The sequence below is a fragment of the Gracilimonas sp. genome (assembly GCF_014762685.1).
Classification (GTDB): Bacteria; Bacteroidota; Rhodothermia; order Balneolales; family Balneolaceae; genus Gracilimonas.
In genome coordinates this window covers 1-21173 of record NZ_JABURM010000005.1, presented here as the reverse complement: position 1 = coordinate 21173, position 21173 = coordinate 1, and the positions used below count along the sequence as shown (strand labels likewise).

Here is a 21173-nt window from a genome sequence, read left to right as displayed (position 1 = left end):
TTTCTTATTTAAACCAAACAATCCTATTTATATAGTCAGTATAACTTAAAATAATGCGAACAACCTTATCCGAAACATTAGACATAGAGTAGTCTGAAACCAATCTGTAATCACGATCACTTCGACTTTGTAAACTCACTTGTTCCAATGCTTGCATAATTCGTTCAGGTCTTAATCCAACCATCATAACCGTTGCTTCCTCCATCGCTTCCGGGCGTTCATGGGCTTCTCTAATGTTTAAGGCAGGGAAATTTAATATAGATGATTCCTCTGATATTGTACCGCTATCTGAAAGTACTGCAAATGCATTCTTTTGAAGAGCATTATAATCACTGAAACCCAGCGGTTTCATAAAATTTACCAGCTTATGAGAAGATACTTTTTTCTCATTCAGCATATTCCTTGTCCTGGGATGTGTAGATACAATGATCGGATACTCATATTTCTCAGCAATTTGATTCAGAGAATCGATCAAACCTTTAAAATTCTTTTCACTGCTGATATTCTCTTCACGATGGGCTGAGACTACAAAATATTTATATTTTTCTAATTCCAATCTTTCCAATACATCTGAATTATCGATCTTCGATATAAAGTGATGAAGCACTTCATACATTGGCGAACCGGTTTTGATAACCTGATCAGGAGGCAAACCTTCCCGAAGTAAATACTCCCTTGCTATGGAACTGTATGTTAAATTGATGTCAGCAATATGATCCACAATTTTGCGATTGGTCTCTTCCGGCACCCGTTGGTCAAAACATCGATTTCCGGCTTCCATATGGAAAATGGGGATTTTTCTTTTTTTAGCAGGAATAGCACACAGACAACTATTCGTGTCTCCAAGCACTAAAAACGCATCGGGTTGAACTTCTTCGAGAATTGGGTCAATCTTTATAAGGATATTTCCAATGGTCTCAGTGGCATTACTTCCAGCTGCTTCCAGAAAATGATCCGGCTTTCTCAACCCCAAATCTTCAAAAAAGATCTGATTCAGTTCGTAATCGTAATTTTGTTCGGTATGTACGAGCGTGTGATCTATGGCCGGGGATTCGTCTAGTTTGACTAACACTCTTGAAAGGCGAATGATCTCCGGACGTGTGCCAACAACAGTAAGTACTTTTAATTTCTTCATTTGGCAAAGGTATTAAACTTCTTCATAATAAGTGTCTGCATCTTCCGGGTCATAAGGCTCATTGATCCAAAAGATGGTATATAATTCATCATCCCCAATATTCGAAATATTGTGTGTATACCAAATAGGCATATCCACATACCCCGGTTGTTCCCCATCCAATTCAAAAGAAAATACCTTACCTGTACCAATCAATCTGAGTTCTATTCGTGCTTTTCCTTTGATCACTGCAAAACGCTCGATCTTCCTAGTGTGATAATGATTTCCCCTTGTTATTCCGGGAACGGTCGTTGAAAATGAGGCCTGCCCCCCAATTCCCAATCGGATAACTTCTACAAAAGCCCCGCGATCGTCTGCATGCTTGGTGAGGTTAACTGGGAAATACTCCTCCATATCAATGTAGCAACGGAAGGTGTTGAATAGATTCAGGCTGAAGGTATCTGTCAATTCAGGAATCTCCCCTTTTTCAAAATAGGTTTCCTTAAACTCTGACAACATTGCTAAAATTTCTGATACTTTTACTGTGGTATCCGCAGAAATAAGATGGTTTGAATCATTTGTTTTCTGTTCTATACAATCTATGATCTTTTCTACCAAGCTCCCAACATAGATCAGTTCGAGCTGTCCGTCCCTATGGATCGCCGGCTGTTCACCATGCGTGAGCTGATGACAAAAGGTAGCCACTACAGAATTATAAAATGGCTTGCCAAACGGACCATACACATTGGGAATAACCAAACCGGTAAATACTGCGCCTTCTTCTTTAGCCCATTTTGCCAATACTTTTCTGCCCTCTTTTTTGGACTGCCCATACAAATTATCCCGTTCTTCTTGGGTAGAAGAAGACATCAGAATATGCGGGGTTGAATCTGTGTTCCTGCAAGCCTCAATAAGCTTGTGTACCAGCATGACATTTGTATCATATATTACTTGTGGATCATCATGGCGATTTAATGCAGCTAAATGAACGATAGTATCACAAGCTTCTACAAAAGAGTTGAGTTCGGTTTCGTTTTTAAAATATTCTCTGTCAAAAGGTACTATCTGAAAGTTATCTGGAAATAAATTTAGAGTTCGAAAGAGGTGCTGACCGATAAATCCATTCTGACCTGTTATCCCAACTTTTATCATTGTCCTAAACTTTTAACGTCTTGTTCAATAGAATCTAATTTCATAAGGAGCTTTTTAATCCCTTCTACATCTTGTTGTTCTGTATTATGAGAATTATAATCTTCCACTTCCGAAATATGTTCGTCTCCTTCTGTAAAATACTTGCCATAATTTAAATCCCTGTTATCTGCAGGTATTCTGAAAAAATCACCCATGTCTTCTGCTTTCATCATCTCTTCTCTGGTACAAAGTGTTTCAAAAAGCTTTTCTCCATGTCGAGTACCAATGATTTTGGTATCAACATCAGATTTGTATAATTCCCTTAAAGCAGTAGCAAGATCACCTATAGTTCCAGCAGGAGCCTTATTAACAAAAAGATCTCCCGGATTAGCATTTTCAAAAGCAAATAATACTAATTCTACCGCTTCCTCCAGTGACATCAAGAAACGTGTCATTTTTGGGTCCGTGATCGTTAACGGATCTCCCTTTTTGATCTGATTTACAAACAATGGAATCACTGAACCGCGGGAAGCCATTACATTTCCATATCTTGTAAGACATACGGTGGTATGCCGGAGATTTCTTGATGCAGCCACGACTACCTTTTCCATCATCGCTTTTGAAATGCCCATTGCATTAATAGGATATGCCGCTTTATCCGTGCTTAAACAAATAACCTTTTCAACTTTATTCTTTTCCGCAGCATCAATGACGTTTTGTGTACCCAGAACATTTGTTTTTACTGCTTCCAGTGGGAAGAACTCACAAGAGGGAACTTGCTTTAAGGCCGCTGCATGAAACACATGATCAACACCTCGCACAGCTTTTTCGATGCTGTCATAATTTCTAACATCCCCTATGTAGAATCTGAGCTTCTCATTATTTAAGCTCTTTCTCATATCATCCTGTTTTTTTTCGTCTCTAGAAAATATTCGTATTTCTGAAAACTGTTCACTTTCCAAAAAGCGATTTAGAACAGCATTTCCAAATGAGCCTGTTCCACCTGTTATTAGTAGTTTTTTATTTAAAATCTTATTGTCAATCATTTAGTGATTTTTAGTTTTTATAAAGCTGGAAATTCTACGAAGTAAAACAAAAATTTGATCAGGTAAATTGTCAATCATAAACCCAATTAAACGAAGCCTTAATTTTAGTTTTTTATCTGTTAATGGAACTTCACACCAAGGAGACATTTCTTTATACTTTAAATAAATATTCTTTAATGGATGTCTGCAATTTTTATCCCATGGTCTGTTAAAAAACGCTGCTAAGTAATGAATAACAACTGGATTCCGAATCGCTTCATTTATAGTCGCATCATTATAATACCCCCCAAGATTTTCTGATTTGTAGTATGATCTATTCTGGATTGTTAACAACCCACTCATCAAATTAAATTTTGGATGTATAGTCTTTATTTGACCTTTACAAACTACATTAATAGTACCTTCTGAAAGAAAAGGTGGGGCACCTTTGTACTGGTTTATAAATTGCAAAAAATTTTGTTCCATATTTTCAGATCTAAGTTTCTTCAAATTCAAAACTACAACGCCATCATTAATAAATTTATCACCTTTGGTTAGCCCCAATTCATTTTTAACTTTTACAGAAAAAGTTTCAACCCCTGCTACTAAATTATTCCGAAGATCAATTGACCACATTTCCCTCAGGCTACTATTTACTATCGTATCACTGTCCAAATAAATTATCTTTTCAATCTCATCTATTCTTGAGAAAAACAATTTCGCATATACTGTAATTATATGCCTTTCTGTTTCTTTTACATTTAGATCATATAGAATAGTGCTTAAAGGAATATTCACAAACTTTCTTCCATATTCATTTGCAATGTCACTTAACTGTTGAATAGAAGTATCTGTAATATTTTTTGAAAACAAATATACTGTTAGATCCTCAACATCTTTGTTATTCTCAAACATAGATATCATTGAAATACCAGTATACATTACATATGACTCATCACACGAATATCCGATATTAATTTTCATTTAATCTAGGCTTAGATTGTTCAATAATTAGTTTTTCTCTAACAGGATCTTCTTCCTTATCAAAGATAGAATGATATGGATACCAACGAGAGTACCACCTACTGTTATTTACATATTCTGATGTGTCAGAAAAATATTTTTTCGTATGTATAAAGGAAACAGAGCATAAAATTAATATCAACATTATAATTTTAGAATTATGTTTAGTTTTTTTCATTACCACAACAACAAAACAATTTGCTAAAATCAGAAAAAAAACAGGAAGTAAATAATTTGCGAACCGATAAAATATATAGAACATAGGCGTGATAGCTCCTATGAAAATATATACATTTAGTAATGGATTTAGCTGACTCTTGATTTTCAGATAAGACTCATTAACATATCTAATAAAAAGCGGATATATCAGATTTAAAACAAGTAGCGAAAGCAGACCATATATAGTGTAATTATAATCTAAATACGTAAAAATACTTATTAATAGTGCATTACTTCCAGCTAAAGATTTCAAAGATGAGATGAAAAAAGGATTTAATAAATAGCCAAGTACAAAAATCAGAATATAGCTTAGTGTCCTTAATCGAAATTTCACTATTAAGGGTATGAAAAATAAAATAATGGCAGAAAAATGAAAAAGTAAACCAACTATAGAGAGCAAATAATATTTAAACCATTTTTTCTGAAATAAATAATCTAACGATAGAATAAAAATAGCAATAGCTAAAGACTCCCTCAAAATTTCAAAATTGAAATAAAAGTAATAGCCAAAATAATAAAACAAAACAGCAGTGAATATATAACGGGTATGTTTTCGAATGAAGCCAAAAATAATTGAGTTTAAAATGATTGCATGCATAAATTGCAATATGAAAAATTCTTTGCTTATCGATTTTGAAAAAGCAACTAATAACAACCAAAGTGGCTGCAACTTTGCAAATGGGTTTTGGAAATCGTCAAGTTCATTAAGAGTGGGAAGCAAACCATAAGTTTGCATATACATTAATGTATCTCCACCAACACGATATCTAAATCCAGATAAACAGATTAGCATTATTAGGACTAGATAAAAGAAAGGTATCTTACCTAGATTATTGTTTCCAAAATCGTAGTATATAGTAAGTAAAAATAGAAGCGCTAATATTATAAAGTAAATCATAATTTACGCTTTATAACACTTACCACAACTTCACGGTAATAAACCCAATTAATGATGGAGACAAATATCATCATTGCACTCATCGATAGAATAACATTTAACTCTAAATTATATAAAAAAGCAAAAAAGGAATATATAATTATCAAGAATGATACTTCTTTCATTTTATCCCACCTACTGATATAGTTAACATTAGCAGGGAAAATTGCCCAAAAATAGATTGAAAGAACTGAGGCAAATGCAATAGAAATTAGTTCTGGATATATATAATAGAACATAGCATTTACCAATAATGCAATCAGAAGATATGTAATTGTGTCATATAAAAATTTACTTTCTTTCTTTTCAACCTTATATAAATTTATATATAAGCTTTTGATTATGAATATTCCTGGAATTGTTGTTATAAGAATTGCAGTCAAGGATAAAGACGCTTGATATTTAGGTAAATAATTTATTACAAGCCATTTTAATGGAAAAAATAACGGTATTGAGGCGGTCCCCAATACGTAAAATAAATTCCTAAACTTAATAATGGTTACTCTTTTTCTATTTCTATGAAGATAAGGATAGAACGTTTTGTTCACTGAAGAGACAAAAATTACAATAAAACCTATAAGTGATAAACTAAATGAGTAAATGGCAAATCCTTCTGGGCTTGTAAATAGTTTAGACATCCATTTACCTATATCGAAAAATAAAACAAAAGCTAAGTTTCCAACCATTATAAAGAAGCCAGAAACAAATATTTTTAAATAAATTGAATATGAGACATAAAATGTTTTAGTGAAATTTTTCAACGAATTAAAAAAAGAAATATCATTTACCTTCTTTAGATAATTGAAGTGATGGTATTCTAAATATATTGCAGAAATATAGTAACTAGCAATTTGAGCAAATACATAATAATGAAACTTATTATAACTCAATAAATAAACAGTTATAGTAAAAATAATTGTAAATATTGGAACTACAATTATAGCTTTAGCGTAGGTCTTGAATTCACCAATTGCCTGGTAATAGGATAAAAAGAATGATTGAATATTTATAGGTATGATTGCAAAACATACATAAAGAAAAATATCGTTGTTTATTAAAAGATAGGCTGCTAGGATAAAGAGTGTTGAAAACACCTGAGTGATTATAAACAGTAAGTGATATTTTTCGAATTCTCGGAAATTCACCTCATCTTTTCTGATCCCTCCATACTTAACATTTATTCCATCAACAAAACCGAAATGCAGAAAGCCTATAAAACTAGCATATAATATGTATGTTTTATAATTGGCATATCCATTGATGGTTAATACAAATGGAAGAAAGAATCCGTTAACAAGACTTGATAACAAGACAATTGCATTTGAGGAGCCTACTTTTAATAAGTCACTTTTTAACCCCATTGTCTATCAATAATGAATTTCATGCAATTTCTGCTAGCGTTGGATTCAATTTATCTTTATCTGAAAGTATTATTTCAGATTCATCTAATATCCAATTGATTGATAGATCGGAGTCATTCCAAATTAAACCGGATTCATCTTCAGGCATATAGAAGTTGGTACATTTATAAACAAAATCTGCTTTTTCTGATAATACACAGAACCCATGTGCAAACCCTGGCGGCACGTACATTTGCAGATTGTTCTCATCAGTTAGTTCTTGCCCGTACCATTCTCCAAATGTTCGTGAATCTTTTCTTATATCAACAGCCACATCAAATACTCTTCCTGAACGAACACTCACCAACTTACCTTGGGGATGTTCTTTTTGGAAATGCAATCCTCTCAAAACGCCTTTAGTTGAACGCGACCAGTTATCCTGTACAAAATCTTCTTTAATTCCAATCTCATTGTATCGTTCTTTCTGCCAGGTCTCTAAAAAGAATCCACGCTCATCTTTAAAAACCCTTGGCTTTATAATTAACAATCCCGGTATAGGTTCTTTAACTACTTCCAGCATCTAAATTTATTCCTTAATTAAATTAAGTAGATATTCACCATAACCACTTTTTATCAATGGATTTGCTAAATTTCTGAGCTGAGAATCATTTAAATAATTCATACGCCAAGCCACTTCTTCCGGGCTGGCAATCTTCAATCCCTGCCGCTGTTCTACGGTTTGCACAAAATTTGAGGCTTGCAACATAGAATCGTGTGTCCCGGTATCCAACCAGGCTGTTCCCCGCCCCATTAATTCTACTTTAAGCTCTTCATGTTTTAAATAAACCTTATTCAGATCCGTAATCTCTAACTCTCCCCTGGCAGATGGTTCCAAGTTCTTAGCTCGTTCTACAACTTGGTTGTCATAATAATATAAACCCACCACTGCATAATTAGATTTGGGCTGTTTCGGTTTTTCCTCGAGGCTTAACACTTTTCCGTTCTCATCGAATTCAACCACTCCATACCGTTCCGGATCTTGAACATTATACCCAAACACCGTTGCTCCGGATTCTAATTGAGCTGCCTTTTGGAGTTTTTGAGAAAGTCCTTGTCCATAAAAAATGTTGTCACCTAAAATTAGGGCAACATTATCATCCCCAATAAAATCTTCTCCAATAATAAACGCCTGGGCCAATCCTTCGGGCTTAGGCTGTTCGGCATAACTCAGTTCAATACCCCATTGCGAGCCATCACCTAACAGATCTTCAAAACGCGGTAAATCTTCAGGGGTGGAAATCACTAAGATCTCTTTAATACCGGAAAGCATTAAAGTAGATAGCGGATAATAGATCATGGGTTTGTCGTACACCGGTAGTAATTGCTTGCTGACTACCAATGTATTCGGGTGTAAACGTGTTCCGGCTCCGCCGGCGAGTATAATTCCTTTCATTTTGGAAAATTTAAATTGAGTAATTCTAAATTTTAAATTATTTAAGCCGTTCCCAGCCGTTCGAGATCGTAGTTGTTTTCTGTGACAGCCTCGCACCAATCTATATTATCCAGGTACCATTGGATGGTTTTTTTGATTCCACTATCGAAGGTTTCTTGTGGTAACCAGCCTAATTCTTTTTCAATTTTGGAGGCATCGATAGCGTAACGGAAATCGTGTCCGGGTCGGTCGGTAACAAAAGAGATTTGATCCCTGTAATTCGCTTCTTGTGGAACCAGTTCATTCAAGTTATCACAGATTGTGTGGACCACTTCAATATTTTGCTTTTCGTTGTGGCCGCCTATATTATAGGTTTCGCCCGGTATTCCTTCCTGAACTGTTTTCAGTAATGCCCGGGCATGGTCGTCTACGTACAACCAATCCCTTACATTCTCACCGGTTCCGTACACCGGGATATCTTTTCCTTGTAATGCTTTCAAAATAACGACCGGAATCAATTTCTCAGGAAACTGATAGGGTCCGTAGTTGTTCGAACAGTTGGTAATCATCGTCGGCAGACCATAGGTATGATGCCATGCTCTTACCAAATGATCGGAGGAAGCTTTACTGGATGAATAAGGTGAACGGGGATCGTAGGGGGTTTCTTCAGTAAAAAAGCCTTCATCTCCTAATTCACCATAAACCTCATCTGTGGAAACATGTAAAAATCGGAAATTCTCTTTTTGCTCGTCATCCAAACCCTGCCAATACTGCTTTGCTACCTCCAATAAGGTATGCGTTCCATTCACATTCGTTTTAATAAATTCTGCGGAACCATCGATAGAGCGATCCACATGGGATTCTGCTGCCAAATGCATAATGACACTTGGCTGAAATTCATTAAAGATGCGATTTATTTCTTCTGCATCACAAATATCTACCTGCTCAAATTGGTATCGGTTTGACTTCGAAATGGATTCTAAGGACTCCAGATGCCCGGCATAGGTAAGCTTATCAATATTCAAAACTTCATGTTCGGTCTCATCAATGATCATTCGGAGTAATGACGAACCTATAAATCCTGCGCCGCCTGTTACTATTATTTTCATTGTGTAATCACTTTTTTTGAATTTTTACGATACCATTGAGAAAATTTTACCAAGCCCTTCTCTATGGAATAGTTTGATTTATAATTTAAAAATTTATTTGCCTTCTCCACTTCGGCCCAGGTCTGCTTGACATCTCCCGGCTGTTCCGGTCCAAAGGTTTTCTTCGCTGAAATACCTGAAGCTTTTTCAATTGCTTCCACCAATTCCAACAACTCCACCGTTTGGTTATTGCCAAGATTTATGATCTCATACATGGAGTCTTTGTATTCAATAGCTGCCATAACACCATTAATAATATCATCAATGTAGGTATAATCGCGACGTGTAGATCCATCCCCGTACAATGTGATTTTCTTTCCTTCATTCATGAGCTTCAGAAATTTATGAATGGCAAGATCCGGCCGTTGTCGAGGACCATAAACCGTAAAAAATCGAAGAGCTAAAAAACGAATATGGTACAAGTGACTGTATACATGTCCCAACAACTCTCCACTTACCTTGGTGCTGGCGTATGGGCTAATTGGTTGCAATACAGCATCATCTTCCTTCCAAGGTACATTGGGATTTTTACCATATACCGAGCTGGATGAAGCAAACACAAACTGTTTAATATCTTTTTCACGAGCCACTTCCAAAATATTTTGTGTACCTGCTACATTCACTTCCTGGTAGGCGATGGGATCTGCAATGGAAGGACGAACACCGGCTTTGGCCGCTAAGTGTACAATGACATCGGTATCATCGGAAATAGCTTTATCCAGGGCTTCTTTATCTCTTATATCTACTTCATGCAGCGTATAAGAATCATACTCCAAATGCCCTTTTATATTCTCGCGCTTGATGCTTTCATCGTAGAATGGATCGAAGTTGTCAATGTTAGTAACCGTATGGCCTTCTTTTAGTAATCGGTCCACTAAATGGCTTCCGATAAAGCCGGCACCGCCCGTGACTACTATTTTCAATGTATTCCCTTTATTCTTTAACATTCCTAATTTCAACTTACCTCTCCGTATATCAATAGTTTCGGAGACTCAATCTCAACCTCTTCATCCGAATTATATACCAAAGTCCTAATTTTCTTACCTAGCAGGTCTTCGGCTTTAGCAACCAGCTTAGACAAATAGGATGTATCGATGTTTTCTCCAATCAGTACAATATCAATGATATTGGTATCCAATCCCCGTGCTAAGTCTCCTATTAAATAAACTTTATCCAATTCGCCCAGCTTATCAAGAATCTGCTCAATGATCTTGTCTATACCAAAATGTTTAAAGGCTATGTTCTGTAATTCGCTAAACATAGGGAACTTTGTATTCACTTTATACATCTTTTTGTTCCCTTCTTTATGCCCCTCTATCAATCCCGCCTCCTCAAAGCGGTTCAGCTCAATGCGCACGGAGTTGGTGCTTTCGTCAAACTCCTGGGCCAGTCCGCGCAAGTACGCGCTGCTTTCCGGGTTGAGGAAAAAGCGAAGCAGGAGCTTCAGCCGGGTTTTGGATTGGATTAAAGTGTCTAACATGTGGTCCCGTAGGGAATTAAAAATTTAAAATTCAAAATGAAAAATGGGTATCCGGGTGTTTTAGACCATCGTGGTCGCATTATAACCAACAGGTAGTATAATAGATGATAGAACCCCTAACGGCATCCCTACCCTATTTTTCATTTTGAATTTTTCATTTTGAATTTCGCACGCAACTGCGTTGCGCATTATCGAGTAATTTTACTACTCAATGATAGGGATAAATTTTTATACGGGAAAGGGGAATTTGAAATTATGAATTAGAAATGTTGAATGGGTAGAACATCGAACATTCAAGAATGTTGAAGCAATTTTGATCATCCGTGAAATCTGTTCATCCGGATAATCCCGGTTCAAAATGTTGGACGCGCCACAGCTTCCGGAGCCCCTGGCACCACTAACCCTCCTCTTTATCTCCTTCCGGGAGGAGAAACTCTGTGGAAATTTTCGGGATATTACCACCTCAGAATCCATTTAAGGAGAAACCTGAAAACACGGGGAAAGAAGTAAACAACGGTTGAGAAGGTGGGTAAGCAGGAACCGTGCAAGTGTTTACCGGGCCTGCGATCTTCGTGTTTTCTTGATCTTTTGGTTCGTTTTGGATCAAGCCAAAATGAACAAGGGGGCGAAAGAGGCAGCCAAGTCATTTCAAGGAACCCAATCATGATACAAGTCAGAGACTTGTCAGGTTATACCCGGCCGGCAGGTCATACTTTCCCAAGGCACTTTCTTTTAAGTTACCGCTTCGCTCAAAACTTAAAAGATCCTGGGCAAGCCGTATCAGGGAGATCCTTCACTCCGCATGCGCTTCGTTCAGGATGACATCGTTATAATAAAATAAGTCATCGCGGGCCCGGACCCGCGATCTCCTTGGTTCGAGCAAAGTTAGTCAACAAGGAGGCTGTGGTGAGGACAATCCATGTGGTGGGAGATCCCGGTTCGGCACCTCCGCTTCGCTGCGGTTTGACCGGGATGACGGGCTTTTTATACCCAGGGCTGCATTACACCTCACGGGCCCCTCTTTGACCGGGTGTATTAGAGAAGTTATTCCTTCCCAAACGGATTGGATTTCAAAAACTGACGAATAAAAATCCAGCCGATACTCGCAATTCCGCTGAGCATCACAAATACAATTAAGATCATAGCCCCGCTGGTTTCGTCATTTACGGGTACCTGCACCGGCTGCAGTATGCTCACCACCGGGGTCTGCTCTTGTAATTTCAGTTTGGCCTGCTCAACCTGCTGGGCAAGCGTGTTGTACACATTAAAGGCCAGGTCATATTCCGACTGCAGGCGCTGCTCCTGGGTTTGAGCACGGGCCGAAGACAGGTTAATGTTACTGTCCCGGAATTCCGCCAAACGGTTTTGGGCGGTTTCAAAATCGGCTTTGGCCGTTTCCATTTGCTCGCGGGCAAACATGAGGTCTTGCTCCGCCTTGCGGGTGCGGTAGTTAATCACGTATTCCCGCATCAGCCCGATACTGGTTTTAGTTAACTCTGCGGCGGCGTTTGGGTCGGGCATGGTCACAGACAAGCTGATTACCCCGGTTTCATCACTCATGGAAACCGATACCCGCTCCCGCATGTTTTCAACAATTTCCATTTGGTCTTTGGTAACGGATATTATAGAGTCTGCCTCAAATCCACGGGGCAAGGCTGTTACCGGAGCTTCCTCTTTAAACGCTCCAATGATTTTTCCCGGAAGGCCAAGAGTATATTCCTTTGCATAAGAAAGAACTGAAGGCGTATATACTTCATCAAAGAAATGATATACGGATGCAGTGGTGCCAAAATCTTTAAATTCCACTTCGGTGTTCAGCAGTTCGAGCTGAAAGGGCAGGCTTTCTACAATTTCCGGGTAGAGCTGTGGGGGGATCATTCCTTCTGCTCCTAAGTCTGCACTGCCGCTCATTCCCAATAATCCGCCGTATTGTTGCAGTAAGCTGCTTGCACCGCTTTGGGAAGATTGTGCTTCGGGCATCAGCGTGGCGCCGCTTTGGTATTCTTTAGGACTGAGCAAGGCTACCATCACCCCGAGTACCACACCGGCCGCTACGAATTTGTATATCACCTGCCGGCTCTCCCAAATGGTTTTGGCCAGTTCTATGAGATCAATTTCATCTTCTTCATATCCGCCGTATGACTGGTCGGCCGGTATTAACCGGTATTCCTGAATGGGGAAATTTTCGGAATCGTTCTTCTTGCCGGGCTTTTCGCCTCCCTCACCCTGATTTGGATTATTTTCTTCGCTCACTGTTCCTGAATTTTGTTAAGTGATGATAATACGAAGTTTGGGATTGTATATAAAGGGGTATTTAGTGGAGGAACATCCAACATCCAACATCCAACAAGGAACAAGGAACAAGGAACATTGAAGTGGTTCTGGTCATCCGCTAAATCCTTTCAATCTTAAAAATCATGGTTCAAAGGATGTGCTCTCTACAACCACCGGGGCATTTCCATGCATCCGAATTTCTATAAGCGTCCTTCTCCTTGCGAAGGAGAAGACAGATGAGGTCGGAGTTTAGGACAGCCAACTCATTTCCAACAGCCAAATGGAACACGGAGTACGCCGGCTTGCTTAATCATCGGACGACTCTTTGCAGGAGTTGACGGCCTGCCCCCTTAAACAGTCGTCAGATGATGGGAGTGGGTTTAAAATTTCAAGCCATTTTAGGGAGATCCCGGTTCGGCACCTCCGCTTCACTGCGGTTTGACCGGGATGACGGGCTTTTTATACCCAGGGTTGTCAGGTAGAACATCGAACATTCAACATTGAACAAGGAACATTGAAGTGGTTCTGGTCATCCGCTAAATCCTTTCAATCTTAAAAATCATGGTTCAAAGGATGTACTTTCTACAACCACCGGGGTTTCAACCTAACCGCATCCACACTCACCAAGGCGTTCCCTTGCCCTTGGCGTGAGCGGCGTAATGCAAGCGATCGTTAGGGAAAGGGCCAGGGATAGGGTTTGGAGATGGAGGCAACCAAACCTAATCTACCACCTTTGCCCTTGGCGCCTCCGGGCCTGCGATCTTCGTGTTTTCTTGATCTTTTGGTTCGTTTTGGATCAAGCCAAAATGAACAAGGGGGCGAAAGAGGCAACCAAGTCATTTCAAACATCCCAATCATTATACAAGTCAGAGACTTGTCAGGTTATACCCGGCCGGCAGGTCATACTTTCCCAGGGCACTTTCTTTTAAGTTACCGCTTCGCTCAAAACTTAAAAGATCCTGGGAGGAGCCGGGGTTTATATACGTGATTCCCAAATCTCCGGATTGCGGTGTTGATGTAAAACAGCAAATACCGTAACCGAATCCTCTTCATCAACAAAGTAAATCGAAAAAGGGAATCGGCCGACCAATGCCCTGCGAACTGTGTTCTCATAAATCAATTGATACTGATGAGGAACCCGAAGAATCGAGGTTAATTTTACATCTACACAGCGAGCAAACTCTTTCCCCAAACCGGGGTCTTGATTTTCATACCAACTATAAGCATCCTCAAAATCATTCTCGGCTTGTGGTGTAAGGATCAATGTTTTAGGCACGCTTATCTACAAATATTTTTTCCGGATTTCACTCCAGGGCTTTCCATTGGCTTTATCTTCTTTAAGCGTCTGCAGCCTTTTCTCAATAATGGTTTGATGATGAGCGGGGACGTCAACCTGGTCAGGGTCGGATGCTATAGAATCCCACAAAGCTTCAACCAAAATGATTTTTTCATTTTTATTGAGTCGCGATAATTCTTTGATCAGCGTGTCTTCCATAACGAGTTAATTAAATTCAATAGTACAATTTGAACAAAAAGATCTTCTAAAGCAATGGTAAGGTTAATTTTAAATGTTGAATGTGTAGAACATCGAACATTCAACATCGAACAAGGAATGTTGAAGTGGTTTTGAACATCCCTGAATCCTGCCCATCCTGAAAATCATGGTTCAAAGGATGTGCTCTCTACAACCACCGGGGTTTTAACCTAACCGCATCCACACTCACCAAGGCGTTCCCTTGCCCTTGGCGTGAGCGGCGTAATGCAAGCGATCGTTAGGGAAAGGGCCAGGGATAGGGTTTGGAGATGGAGGCAACCAAACCTAATCTACCACCTTTGCCCTTGGCGCCTCCGGGCCTGCGATCTTCGTGTTTTCTTGATCTTTTGGTTCGTTTTGGATCAAGCCAAAATGAACAAGGGGGCGAAAGAGGCAGCCAAGTCATTTCAAGGAACCCAATCATGATACAAGTCAGAGACTTGTCAGGTTATACCCGGCCGGCAGGTCATACTTTCCCAGGGCACTTTCTTTTAAGTTACCGCTTCGCTCAAAACTTAAAAGATCCTGGGGTACCCCATGGCCGGCCCTTTTGGTCATTGGAATTTGGTCCTTGGCACTTAGCATCTGGGTGCTTACCCCTACAAATTCTCAAAAATGAATCTCTGGAATACTTCTTTGAAACGGAATGAAAAGTTTCGGCTTACACTTACCCGCTCATCCTCATACTCATAACACGGCGGGACGACGTGGAAATAGTGATTGGCGCCGGCGATACGGTGGGTTCTGAAGTTGGAAGGCAGGGAATCCGGAAAGATGATATTCAATTCCTCCATCGCCCAGTCGGCATACACCTGTCCGTCATTTTCGCCGAATACAAACAGGGCGGGGATGTCAATCTCCCGGATATATTGGGCGGGATCGAAATCCAGTTTCATTTTCATGTGCCGCCACCGCCGCGTGATGGAAATGGCAGACACCCAGTTTTGGTGCGACTGCGCTTTCTGAACGGCTTTTTCATAGGCCGAAGTGCTGTCCTGACCGTTGCACACATATTCACTGTGATATTCATTCACCAGCTGCCGGGTAGCGCTGAAGGTAGGTCCGGCCAGGGAGGCCATCAGCTTCACCTGCTCCGGAGCGGTGGCCGCCACAATCTGTGCCACCCAGCCGTCTTCGCCCTGACCAACAATCCCAATCCGGCCGGCATCCACTTCCCTTCGCTGTTCCAGGTAAGCAATGGCGGCTTTGGCGTCATCGGCAAAACCGTTGAGGGTCGTACGGCTCCATCGCCCGTCAGAATCCCCTACTCCCCGCGGATCATAATAAAACACCCCGATCCCGGCCGGCGGGAAAACCGCTTCCAGGTTCTCACGAATAAAAACTTCGCGTTGCGGATGAAAATCTCCCCATTCATACATCCCTCCCATAAATACCAGGATCGGCACGTTTTCAGCGCGGTTGGGCAACACCAGCGTCCCGCTTAAAACATTGTCGCCACTTTTAAAAACGACCTCTTCTGTCGAATAACTCTGAGCATTTATCATCCCTGATAAAACACTTGTGAACAACAATACCAACAATGCGCTGCCTGTAATTTTCATAGTGATCAATAGTCCTGATTATTGGGGGTTATTTTCTGTTTCCTTATTCTTTTTTTGAACTCGATGTTAAATCCTGATGATGTCTCTAAAGGTGCTCAATTTATCTGAGATTTGATGCGTTCAATCTGTCGCATATGTCTTTGGGCGTGAATGATATTAAAATGAACCCATTCCAGCCGGGTCAAATATCCATAGATCGGGTGTTCAAATAAGAGACATAAGGCTTCGGGCGTTAATTCGCCGGTCAATTCGGCAATTTTCCGGCGATTTTTCCGGAATTTGGAAATCAGTGCTTCTTTGGGTTTTTTCCCTTTTGTGGGGAGCGTAATATCGGAGGCTTTCATTTTTTTATCGGATTCCAAAAACCGTTTCCGCATGACTTCAAGATAGGCATCAGGGGCACGATCAACCACGGCTTCCGTTTTACCGGTAAAAAGCTTGGGGATGCCGAATTCAGACCGGTACAAATGTTCCACCACATCCGCCACCGACCAGCTGTCCTCCGCTCCTCCCGGTTTGGTGTTGAACTGGGAATCGGACACCTGATCCACCTTCGCGATCAGTGCCTCCGTATTTTCTAAAAGTTTCTTTTTTAAATCCATGCATACCTTTGATCTATGGAAATTGCCTGCCTAAGGTAATTGAATGCAAACAAAATTTCAGCAAAAAAGGTAGAACATTGAACATCGAACATTCAACATCGAACAAGGAACGTTGAAGTGGTTTTATTTATCCGCTAAATCCTGTTCATCCTGAAAATCCCGGTTCAAGGTGATGAACGTGCCACAGCCTCCTGGCATTTCCATGCATACAAATTTCTATAAGCGTCCTTCTCCTTGCGAAGGAGAAGACAGATGAGGTCGGAGTTTAGGACAGCCAACTCATTTCCAACAGCCAAATGGAACACGGAGTACGCCGGCTTGCTTAATCATCGGACGACTCTTTGCAGGAGTTGACGGCCTGCCCCCTTAAACAGTCGTCAGATGATGGGAGTGGGTTTAAAATTTCAAGCCATTTTAGGGAGATCCCGGTTCGGCACCTCCGCTTCACTGCGGTTTGACCGGGATGACGGGCTTTTTATACCCAGGGTTGTCAGGTAGAACATCGAACATTCAACATCGAACAAGGAACATTGAAGTGGTTCTGGTCATCCGCGGAATCCCTTTATCCGGATAATCCGCGATTCACCGATGATGCGCCTGCCACAACCACCGAAGCTTTAACCACATCCAAAGCCACCAAGGCGTTCCCTTGCCCTTGGCGTGAGCGGCGTAATGCAAGCGATCGTTAGGGAAAGGGACAGGGATAGGGTTTGGAGATGGAGGCAACCAAACCTAATCTACCACCGGAGCCCTTGGCACCAGCGACCCTCCTCTTTATCTCCTCCCGGGAGGAGAAACTCTTTGGGTGATTTCCGGGATATTACCACCTCAGAATTTGTATAAGCGTCCTTCTCCTTGCGAAGGAGAAGACAGAAGAGGTCGAAATTCATGGCAACCAATTCATTCCAAAAATCCTGGGGGTTCATCGTCCCAATGAAATGCGATGGACGATGTGCAATGGACCGAGTGGCGAAGGAATGGCAAGGACATAAACAAGCCAAGATCTTCAGACCTGCACGACTAAGCCAACCAAGTCATTTCAAGCAACCGAATGGAACGCGGATAAAACGGATCTTACGGATGACTACGGTATGGTATGTAATAAACTTTAATTATAATTTTCTCAGATATGACAGATCATCAAGATCTTTGTCCCTGGCAGATGCAGCTTTGTTTTTTATTAAATGCTCTAATCCCAAATAATATACCGGAACTTCCTTCCCATTCACCTCTATTTGTTCTGTTTTACTTTTTTTCCAGGCATCGCCAAAATCTACCTCATCAATAGAATTCATTAAGTCTATGCGATTAGGAGGCAATCCAAACTGTATCACATAACCCGGTGTTTTAAGCTCATCCACAGTTTCAATTCCCGGAATATCCCCATCCCAGAATTCTGATAATGCCTTAAATAATTTGGTTACATTTTTATCTTCAGAGGAAAAGAAAAAATCAACATCACCGGTAAGTCTCGGATAACCATAATAGATCACAGCCTCCCCTCCTACAATCATATATTTAACATCGTACCTATCTAAAAGCCTGATGAATTCTTTTATATCACCGGAAAAATAATTGGAATCCATCTAATCACGCTGATCTTTCATTTGCAAACGATGGGATTCTTTTACGTCCTTGGCTGTTTTCCCAAAAACACGAATCTTCAGCTCTTTAGCAATAGCTTGTCGTTTTTCCGGTGTCATAGATATCGCTTGTTCAATATCCCAATCCCTTGCTTCCTTATGACTTTTTGCAATATTTACAATGCGTTCCATAACGGTAGTTTTAATGAATGTTAGTTACCGAATAATTTAGTATAACTGATTATACCAAAGATGTCCATTTTTCCTTTAACAGTAATATGTAAAAGTTGGGGTCTTTGAAACTACCTTATCATCACGTTTTATTTATCCGCGGAATCTGTTCATCCTTGAAATCCCGGTTCAGAGTGTTGGACGCGCCACAACTTCCGATCCCTTCCTTTACACAAGCGAAGGGTTTACAAATCATACATTTGCAATGGGAGGCACTTGAACAACCCTTCGCAGATACGGGGAATAAAGCCTGATTCAGCCTGTGCAGATCCTTCGGGAGTACCCTCAGGATGACTCTGTGTGGCGCCCGGACAGTAACCACCGAACCCTGTGTCCCTTTGGAGGGACAGCAAGAACAGCTCGCCTGTTGCTTGCGGGGAGGGCGGTGGTGCCATGGGCTTTGGATATTAATTTGGCACCTTCCGGCTCCACTGCCCCTGGCTTCCCTCTCCCTCGCTGCATGAACAAGTTCATTTCGCATGCCCTCTCCAAAGAGGGACAGGGTTTTAGCCGTTGTTACACTGCCGGATTCGTATCAGGGAGATTGCCGCGTCGTTGGACTTCCCAACCCTGCATTCCACCTCCCGGGCTCCTCACAATGACCGGGCTTTTTGGAATTTGGAATTTAATCCTTACTCATTCCCCTTCGGCGTGAAGGCCTGAATACCGGTTATTTCTCGTCCCAAAATAAGGCCATGGATATCATAAGTACCCTCGTAGGTATTTACAGACTCCAGGTTCATGACATGATGGATCACCCGGTAGTCACCTACAATGCCATTGCCGCCATGCATGTCGCGGGAAACCCGGGAGATATCCAGTGCTTTGCCGCAATTATGTCGTTTTGCGAGGGAAGTCATGGAAGGATGGTCGCGTCCTTCGTCTTTCAGTTTGCCCAGGCGGAAAGCCAGCATCTGCATGGAGGTGATGTCTGTCATCATATTCGCCAGCTTGGTTTGAATAAGCTGATTTGCCGCCAGCGGCTTCCCGAACTGTTTACGCTCCATCACATATTGACGGGCCCGGTGATAGCAAAACTCTGCTGCACCCACGGTTCCCCAGGCGATGCCGTAACGGGCAGAATTCAGACACATGAACGGGCCTTTCAGTCCTTTTATATCCGGAAATACATTTTCATCCGGCACAAATACATCATCAAAAACCAGTTCTCCCGTCTCGGAGGCTCGCAGACTCATTTTATACTTGGTGTGCGGAGCTGAAAATCCTTTGGTTCCTTTTTCCACCAAAAACCCGCGAATCACGCCTTCATCATCTTTATTCTCTTTAGCTTTGGCCCATACCACGGCCAGATCGGCAATGGGGGAATTGGTGATCCACATTTTGGCGCCGTTCAGCTTCCATCCGCCGTCGGTTTTTACGGCAGTGGTCACCATGGAGCCGGGGTCGGAGCCGTGATCCGGTTCGGTCAGCCCAAAACAGCCGATCATTTCACCCGAGGCCAATTTTGGCAAATATTTCTGCTTTTGCTCTTCCGTGCCGAATTCGGAAATGGGGTACATCACCAGCGACGACTGTACGCTCATAAAGGAGCGATAGCCCGAATCTACCCGTTCCACTTCACGGGCAATTAAACCGTATGCGGTATAGCTGGCATCCGATCCGCCGTATTCTTCAGGAATGGTCACTCCCAATAAGCCCATCTCCCCCATTTCTTTGGCAATATCCTGATCAAAATATTCTTCGGTATTCCCTTTGAGGGCCCGGGGCTCCAGCTTGCTTTGGGCATAATCACGGGCCGTTTCCATGATGAGGCGATCTTCCTCATTCAGTTCCGATTCAAAGAGAAAAGCGTCGTCGATGTTGAAGAGAGTCTTGGACATGGGTTAAGCTGTTTTATCTTGATGGTTTGTTTATTGGATAGTAAGAAAAATATGCCTCAGCCTGAAAGGTTTGTGTGCGTTTTTGTGGAAAATATATTTTTGCTTTGTTCCCAGGGATGAGGGGAATTTGAAATTATGAATTAGAAATGTTGAATGGTGTGGAACATCGAACATTCAACATCGAACAAGGAACATTGAAGTAGTTCTGGTCATCCGCTAAATCCTTTCAATCTTAAAAATCATGGTTCAAAGGATGTGCTCTCTACAACCACCGGGGCATTCCCATGCATCCGAATTTCTATAAGGAGCAACCTGAAAACACGGGGAAAGAAGTAAACAACGGTTGAGAAGGTGGGTAAGCAGGAACCGTGCAAGTGTTTACCGGGCCTGCGATCTTCGTGTTTTCTTGATCTTTTGGTTCGTTTTGGATCAAGCCAAAATGAACAAGGGGGCGAAAGAGGCAACCAACTCATTTCAAACACCCCTATCATGATACAAGTCAGAGACTTGTCAGGTTTTACCCGGTGGGCAGGTCGTGCTTTATCAGGGCGCCTACTTTTAAGTTACCGCTTCGCTCAAAACTTAAAAGATCCTGGGGGGAAATTTTCGGGATATTACCACCTCAGAATCCATTTAAGGAGCAACCTGAAAACACGGGGAAAGAAGTAAACAACGGTTGAGAAGGTGGGTAAGCAGG

20 protein-coding genes are annotated in these 21173 nt (G+C 41.1%); all 20 read right to left on the bottom strand.

The genetic code is table 11. The features are described from left to right. Positions 1-4: 4 nt before the first annotated feature. Positions 5-1135 carry a UDP-N-acetylglucosamine 2-epimerase (non-hydrolyzing) gene (gene wecB / locus HUJ22_RS00345; protein ID WP_290872027.1) on the bottom strand — a complete coding sequence of 377 codons (1131 nt, stop codon included), beginning with the start codon at positions 1133-1135 and terminating at the stop codon, positions 5-7. A 12-nt stretch (positions 1136-1147) separates the two neighbouring features. Further along, positions 1148-2266 (bottom strand): NAD-dependent epimerase/dehydratase family protein, encoded by a 1119-nt coding sequence (locus HUJ22_RS00340; protein ID WP_290872023.1) that lies wholly within the window; start codon positions 2264-2266, stop codon positions 1148-1150. Continuing rightward, complete coding sequence (locus HUJ22_RS00335) at positions 2263-3291, bottom strand: polysaccharide biosynthesis protein (RefSeq protein ID WP_290872021.1); 1029 nt, start codon at positions 3289-3291, stop codon at positions 2263-2265. Before HUJ22_RS00335 ends, HUJ22_RS00340 begins: the two co-directional genes overlap by 4 nt. Continuing rightward, entirely contained in the window at positions 3292-4254 is a 963-nt protein-coding gene (locus tag HUJ22_RS00330) for a glycosyltransferase family 8 protein (RefSeq protein ID WP_290872018.1), read from the bottom strand. It lies immediately after the preceding gene. Next, the gene (locus HUJ22_RS00325) at positions 4244-5410 is read right to left on the bottom strand and encodes an EpsG family protein (protein ID WP_290872015.1); all 1167 of its coding nucleotides are present in this window, start codon (positions 5408-5410) and stop codon (positions 4244-4246) included. The genes HUJ22_RS00330 and HUJ22_RS00325 overlap by 11 nt, the downstream gene beginning before the upstream one ends. After that, complete coding sequence (locus HUJ22_RS00320; RefSeq protein WP_290872012.1) at positions 5407-6810, bottom strand: hypothetical protein; 1404 nt, start codon at positions 6808-6810, stop codon at positions 5407-5409. The genes HUJ22_RS00325 and HUJ22_RS00320 overlap by 4 nt, the downstream gene beginning before the upstream one ends. Positions 6811-6829: 19 nt before the next feature. Continuing rightward, entirely contained in the window at positions 6830-7366 is a 537-nt protein-coding gene (gene rfbC / locus HUJ22_RS00315; protein ID WP_366870985.1) for a dTDP-4-dehydrorhamnose 3,5-epimerase, read from the bottom strand. A 9-nt stretch (positions 7367-7375) separates the two neighbouring features. Further along, positions 7376-8242, bottom strand: coding sequence for a glucose-1-phosphate thymidylyltransferase RfbA (gene rfbA, locus HUJ22_RS00310; RefSeq protein ID WP_290872006.1), 867 nt, complete (start codon positions 8240-8242; stop codon positions 7376-7378). A 41-nt stretch (positions 8243-8283) separates the two neighbouring features. Further along, complete coding sequence (gene rfbB / locus HUJ22_RS00305; RefSeq protein ID WP_290872004.1) at positions 8284-9330, bottom strand: dTDP-glucose 4,6-dehydratase; 1047 nt, start codon at positions 9328-9330, stop codon at positions 8284-8286. After that, positions 9327-10316, bottom strand: coding sequence for an NAD-dependent epimerase/dehydratase family protein (locus tag HUJ22_RS00300; protein WP_290872001.1), 990 nt, complete (start codon positions 10314-10316; stop codon positions 9327-9329). Before HUJ22_RS00300 ends, rfbB begins: the two co-directional genes overlap by 4 nt. An 8-nt stretch (positions 10317-10324) precedes the next feature. Beyond that, positions 10325-10849 carry a hypothetical protein gene (locus HUJ22_RS00295; protein WP_290871998.1) on the bottom strand — a complete coding sequence of 175 codons (525 nt, stop codon included), beginning with the start codon at positions 10847-10849 and terminating at the stop codon, positions 10325-10327. Positions 10850-11893: 1044 nt separating this feature from the next. Then, the gene (locus HUJ22_RS00290; protein WP_290871995.1) at positions 11894-13102 is read right to left on the bottom strand and encodes a Wzz/FepE/Etk N-terminal domain-containing protein; all 1209 of its coding nucleotides are present in this window, start codon (positions 13100-13102) and stop codon (positions 11894-11896) included. Positions 13103-14099: 997 nt separating this feature from the next. Then, positions 14100-14387, bottom strand: coding sequence for a type II toxin-antitoxin system RelE/ParE family toxin (locus HUJ22_RS00285; protein ID WP_290871992.1), 288 nt, complete (start codon positions 14385-14387; stop codon positions 14100-14102). An 18-nt stretch (positions 14388-14405) separates the two neighbouring features. After that, the gene (locus HUJ22_RS00280; RefSeq protein WP_290871988.1) at positions 14406-14618 is read right to left on the bottom strand and encodes an addiction module protein; all 213 of its coding nucleotides are present in this window, start codon (positions 14616-14618) and stop codon (positions 14406-14408) included. 471 nt (positions 14619-15089) lie between these two features. Continuing rightward, entirely contained in the window at positions 15090-15242 is a 153-nt protein-coding gene (locus tag HUJ22_RS00275; RefSeq protein ID WP_290871985.1) for a hypothetical protein, read from the bottom strand. A 14-nt stretch (positions 15243-15256) separates the two neighbouring features. Continuing rightward, positions 15257-16219, bottom strand: a complete 963-nt coding sequence (locus HUJ22_RS00270) for an alpha/beta hydrolase (RefSeq protein WP_290871983.1) — start codon at positions 16217-16219, stop codon at positions 15257-15259. A gap of 95 nt (positions 16220-16314) precedes the next feature. Next, a complete protein-coding gene (locus HUJ22_RS00265; protein ID WP_290871981.1) occupies positions 16315-16821 on the bottom strand; it encodes a DinB family protein in 507 nt (168 codons plus the stop codon). 1112 nt (positions 16822-17933) lie between these two features. Beyond that, positions 17934-18407, bottom strand: coding sequence for a nucleotidyltransferase (locus tag HUJ22_RS00260; RefSeq protein WP_290871979.1), 474 nt, complete (start codon positions 18405-18407; stop codon positions 17934-17936). Next, positions 18408-18596, bottom strand: a complete 189-nt coding sequence (locus HUJ22_RS00255; RefSeq protein ID WP_290871976.1) for a hypothetical protein — start codon at positions 18594-18596, stop codon at positions 18408-18410. Positions 18597-19267: 671 nt separating this feature from the next. Further along, complete coding sequence (locus HUJ22_RS00250) at positions 19268-20476, bottom strand: acyl-CoA dehydrogenase (RefSeq protein ID WP_290871974.1); 1209 nt, start codon at positions 20474-20476, stop codon at positions 19268-19270. Positions 20477-21173: the final 697 nt, after the last annotated feature.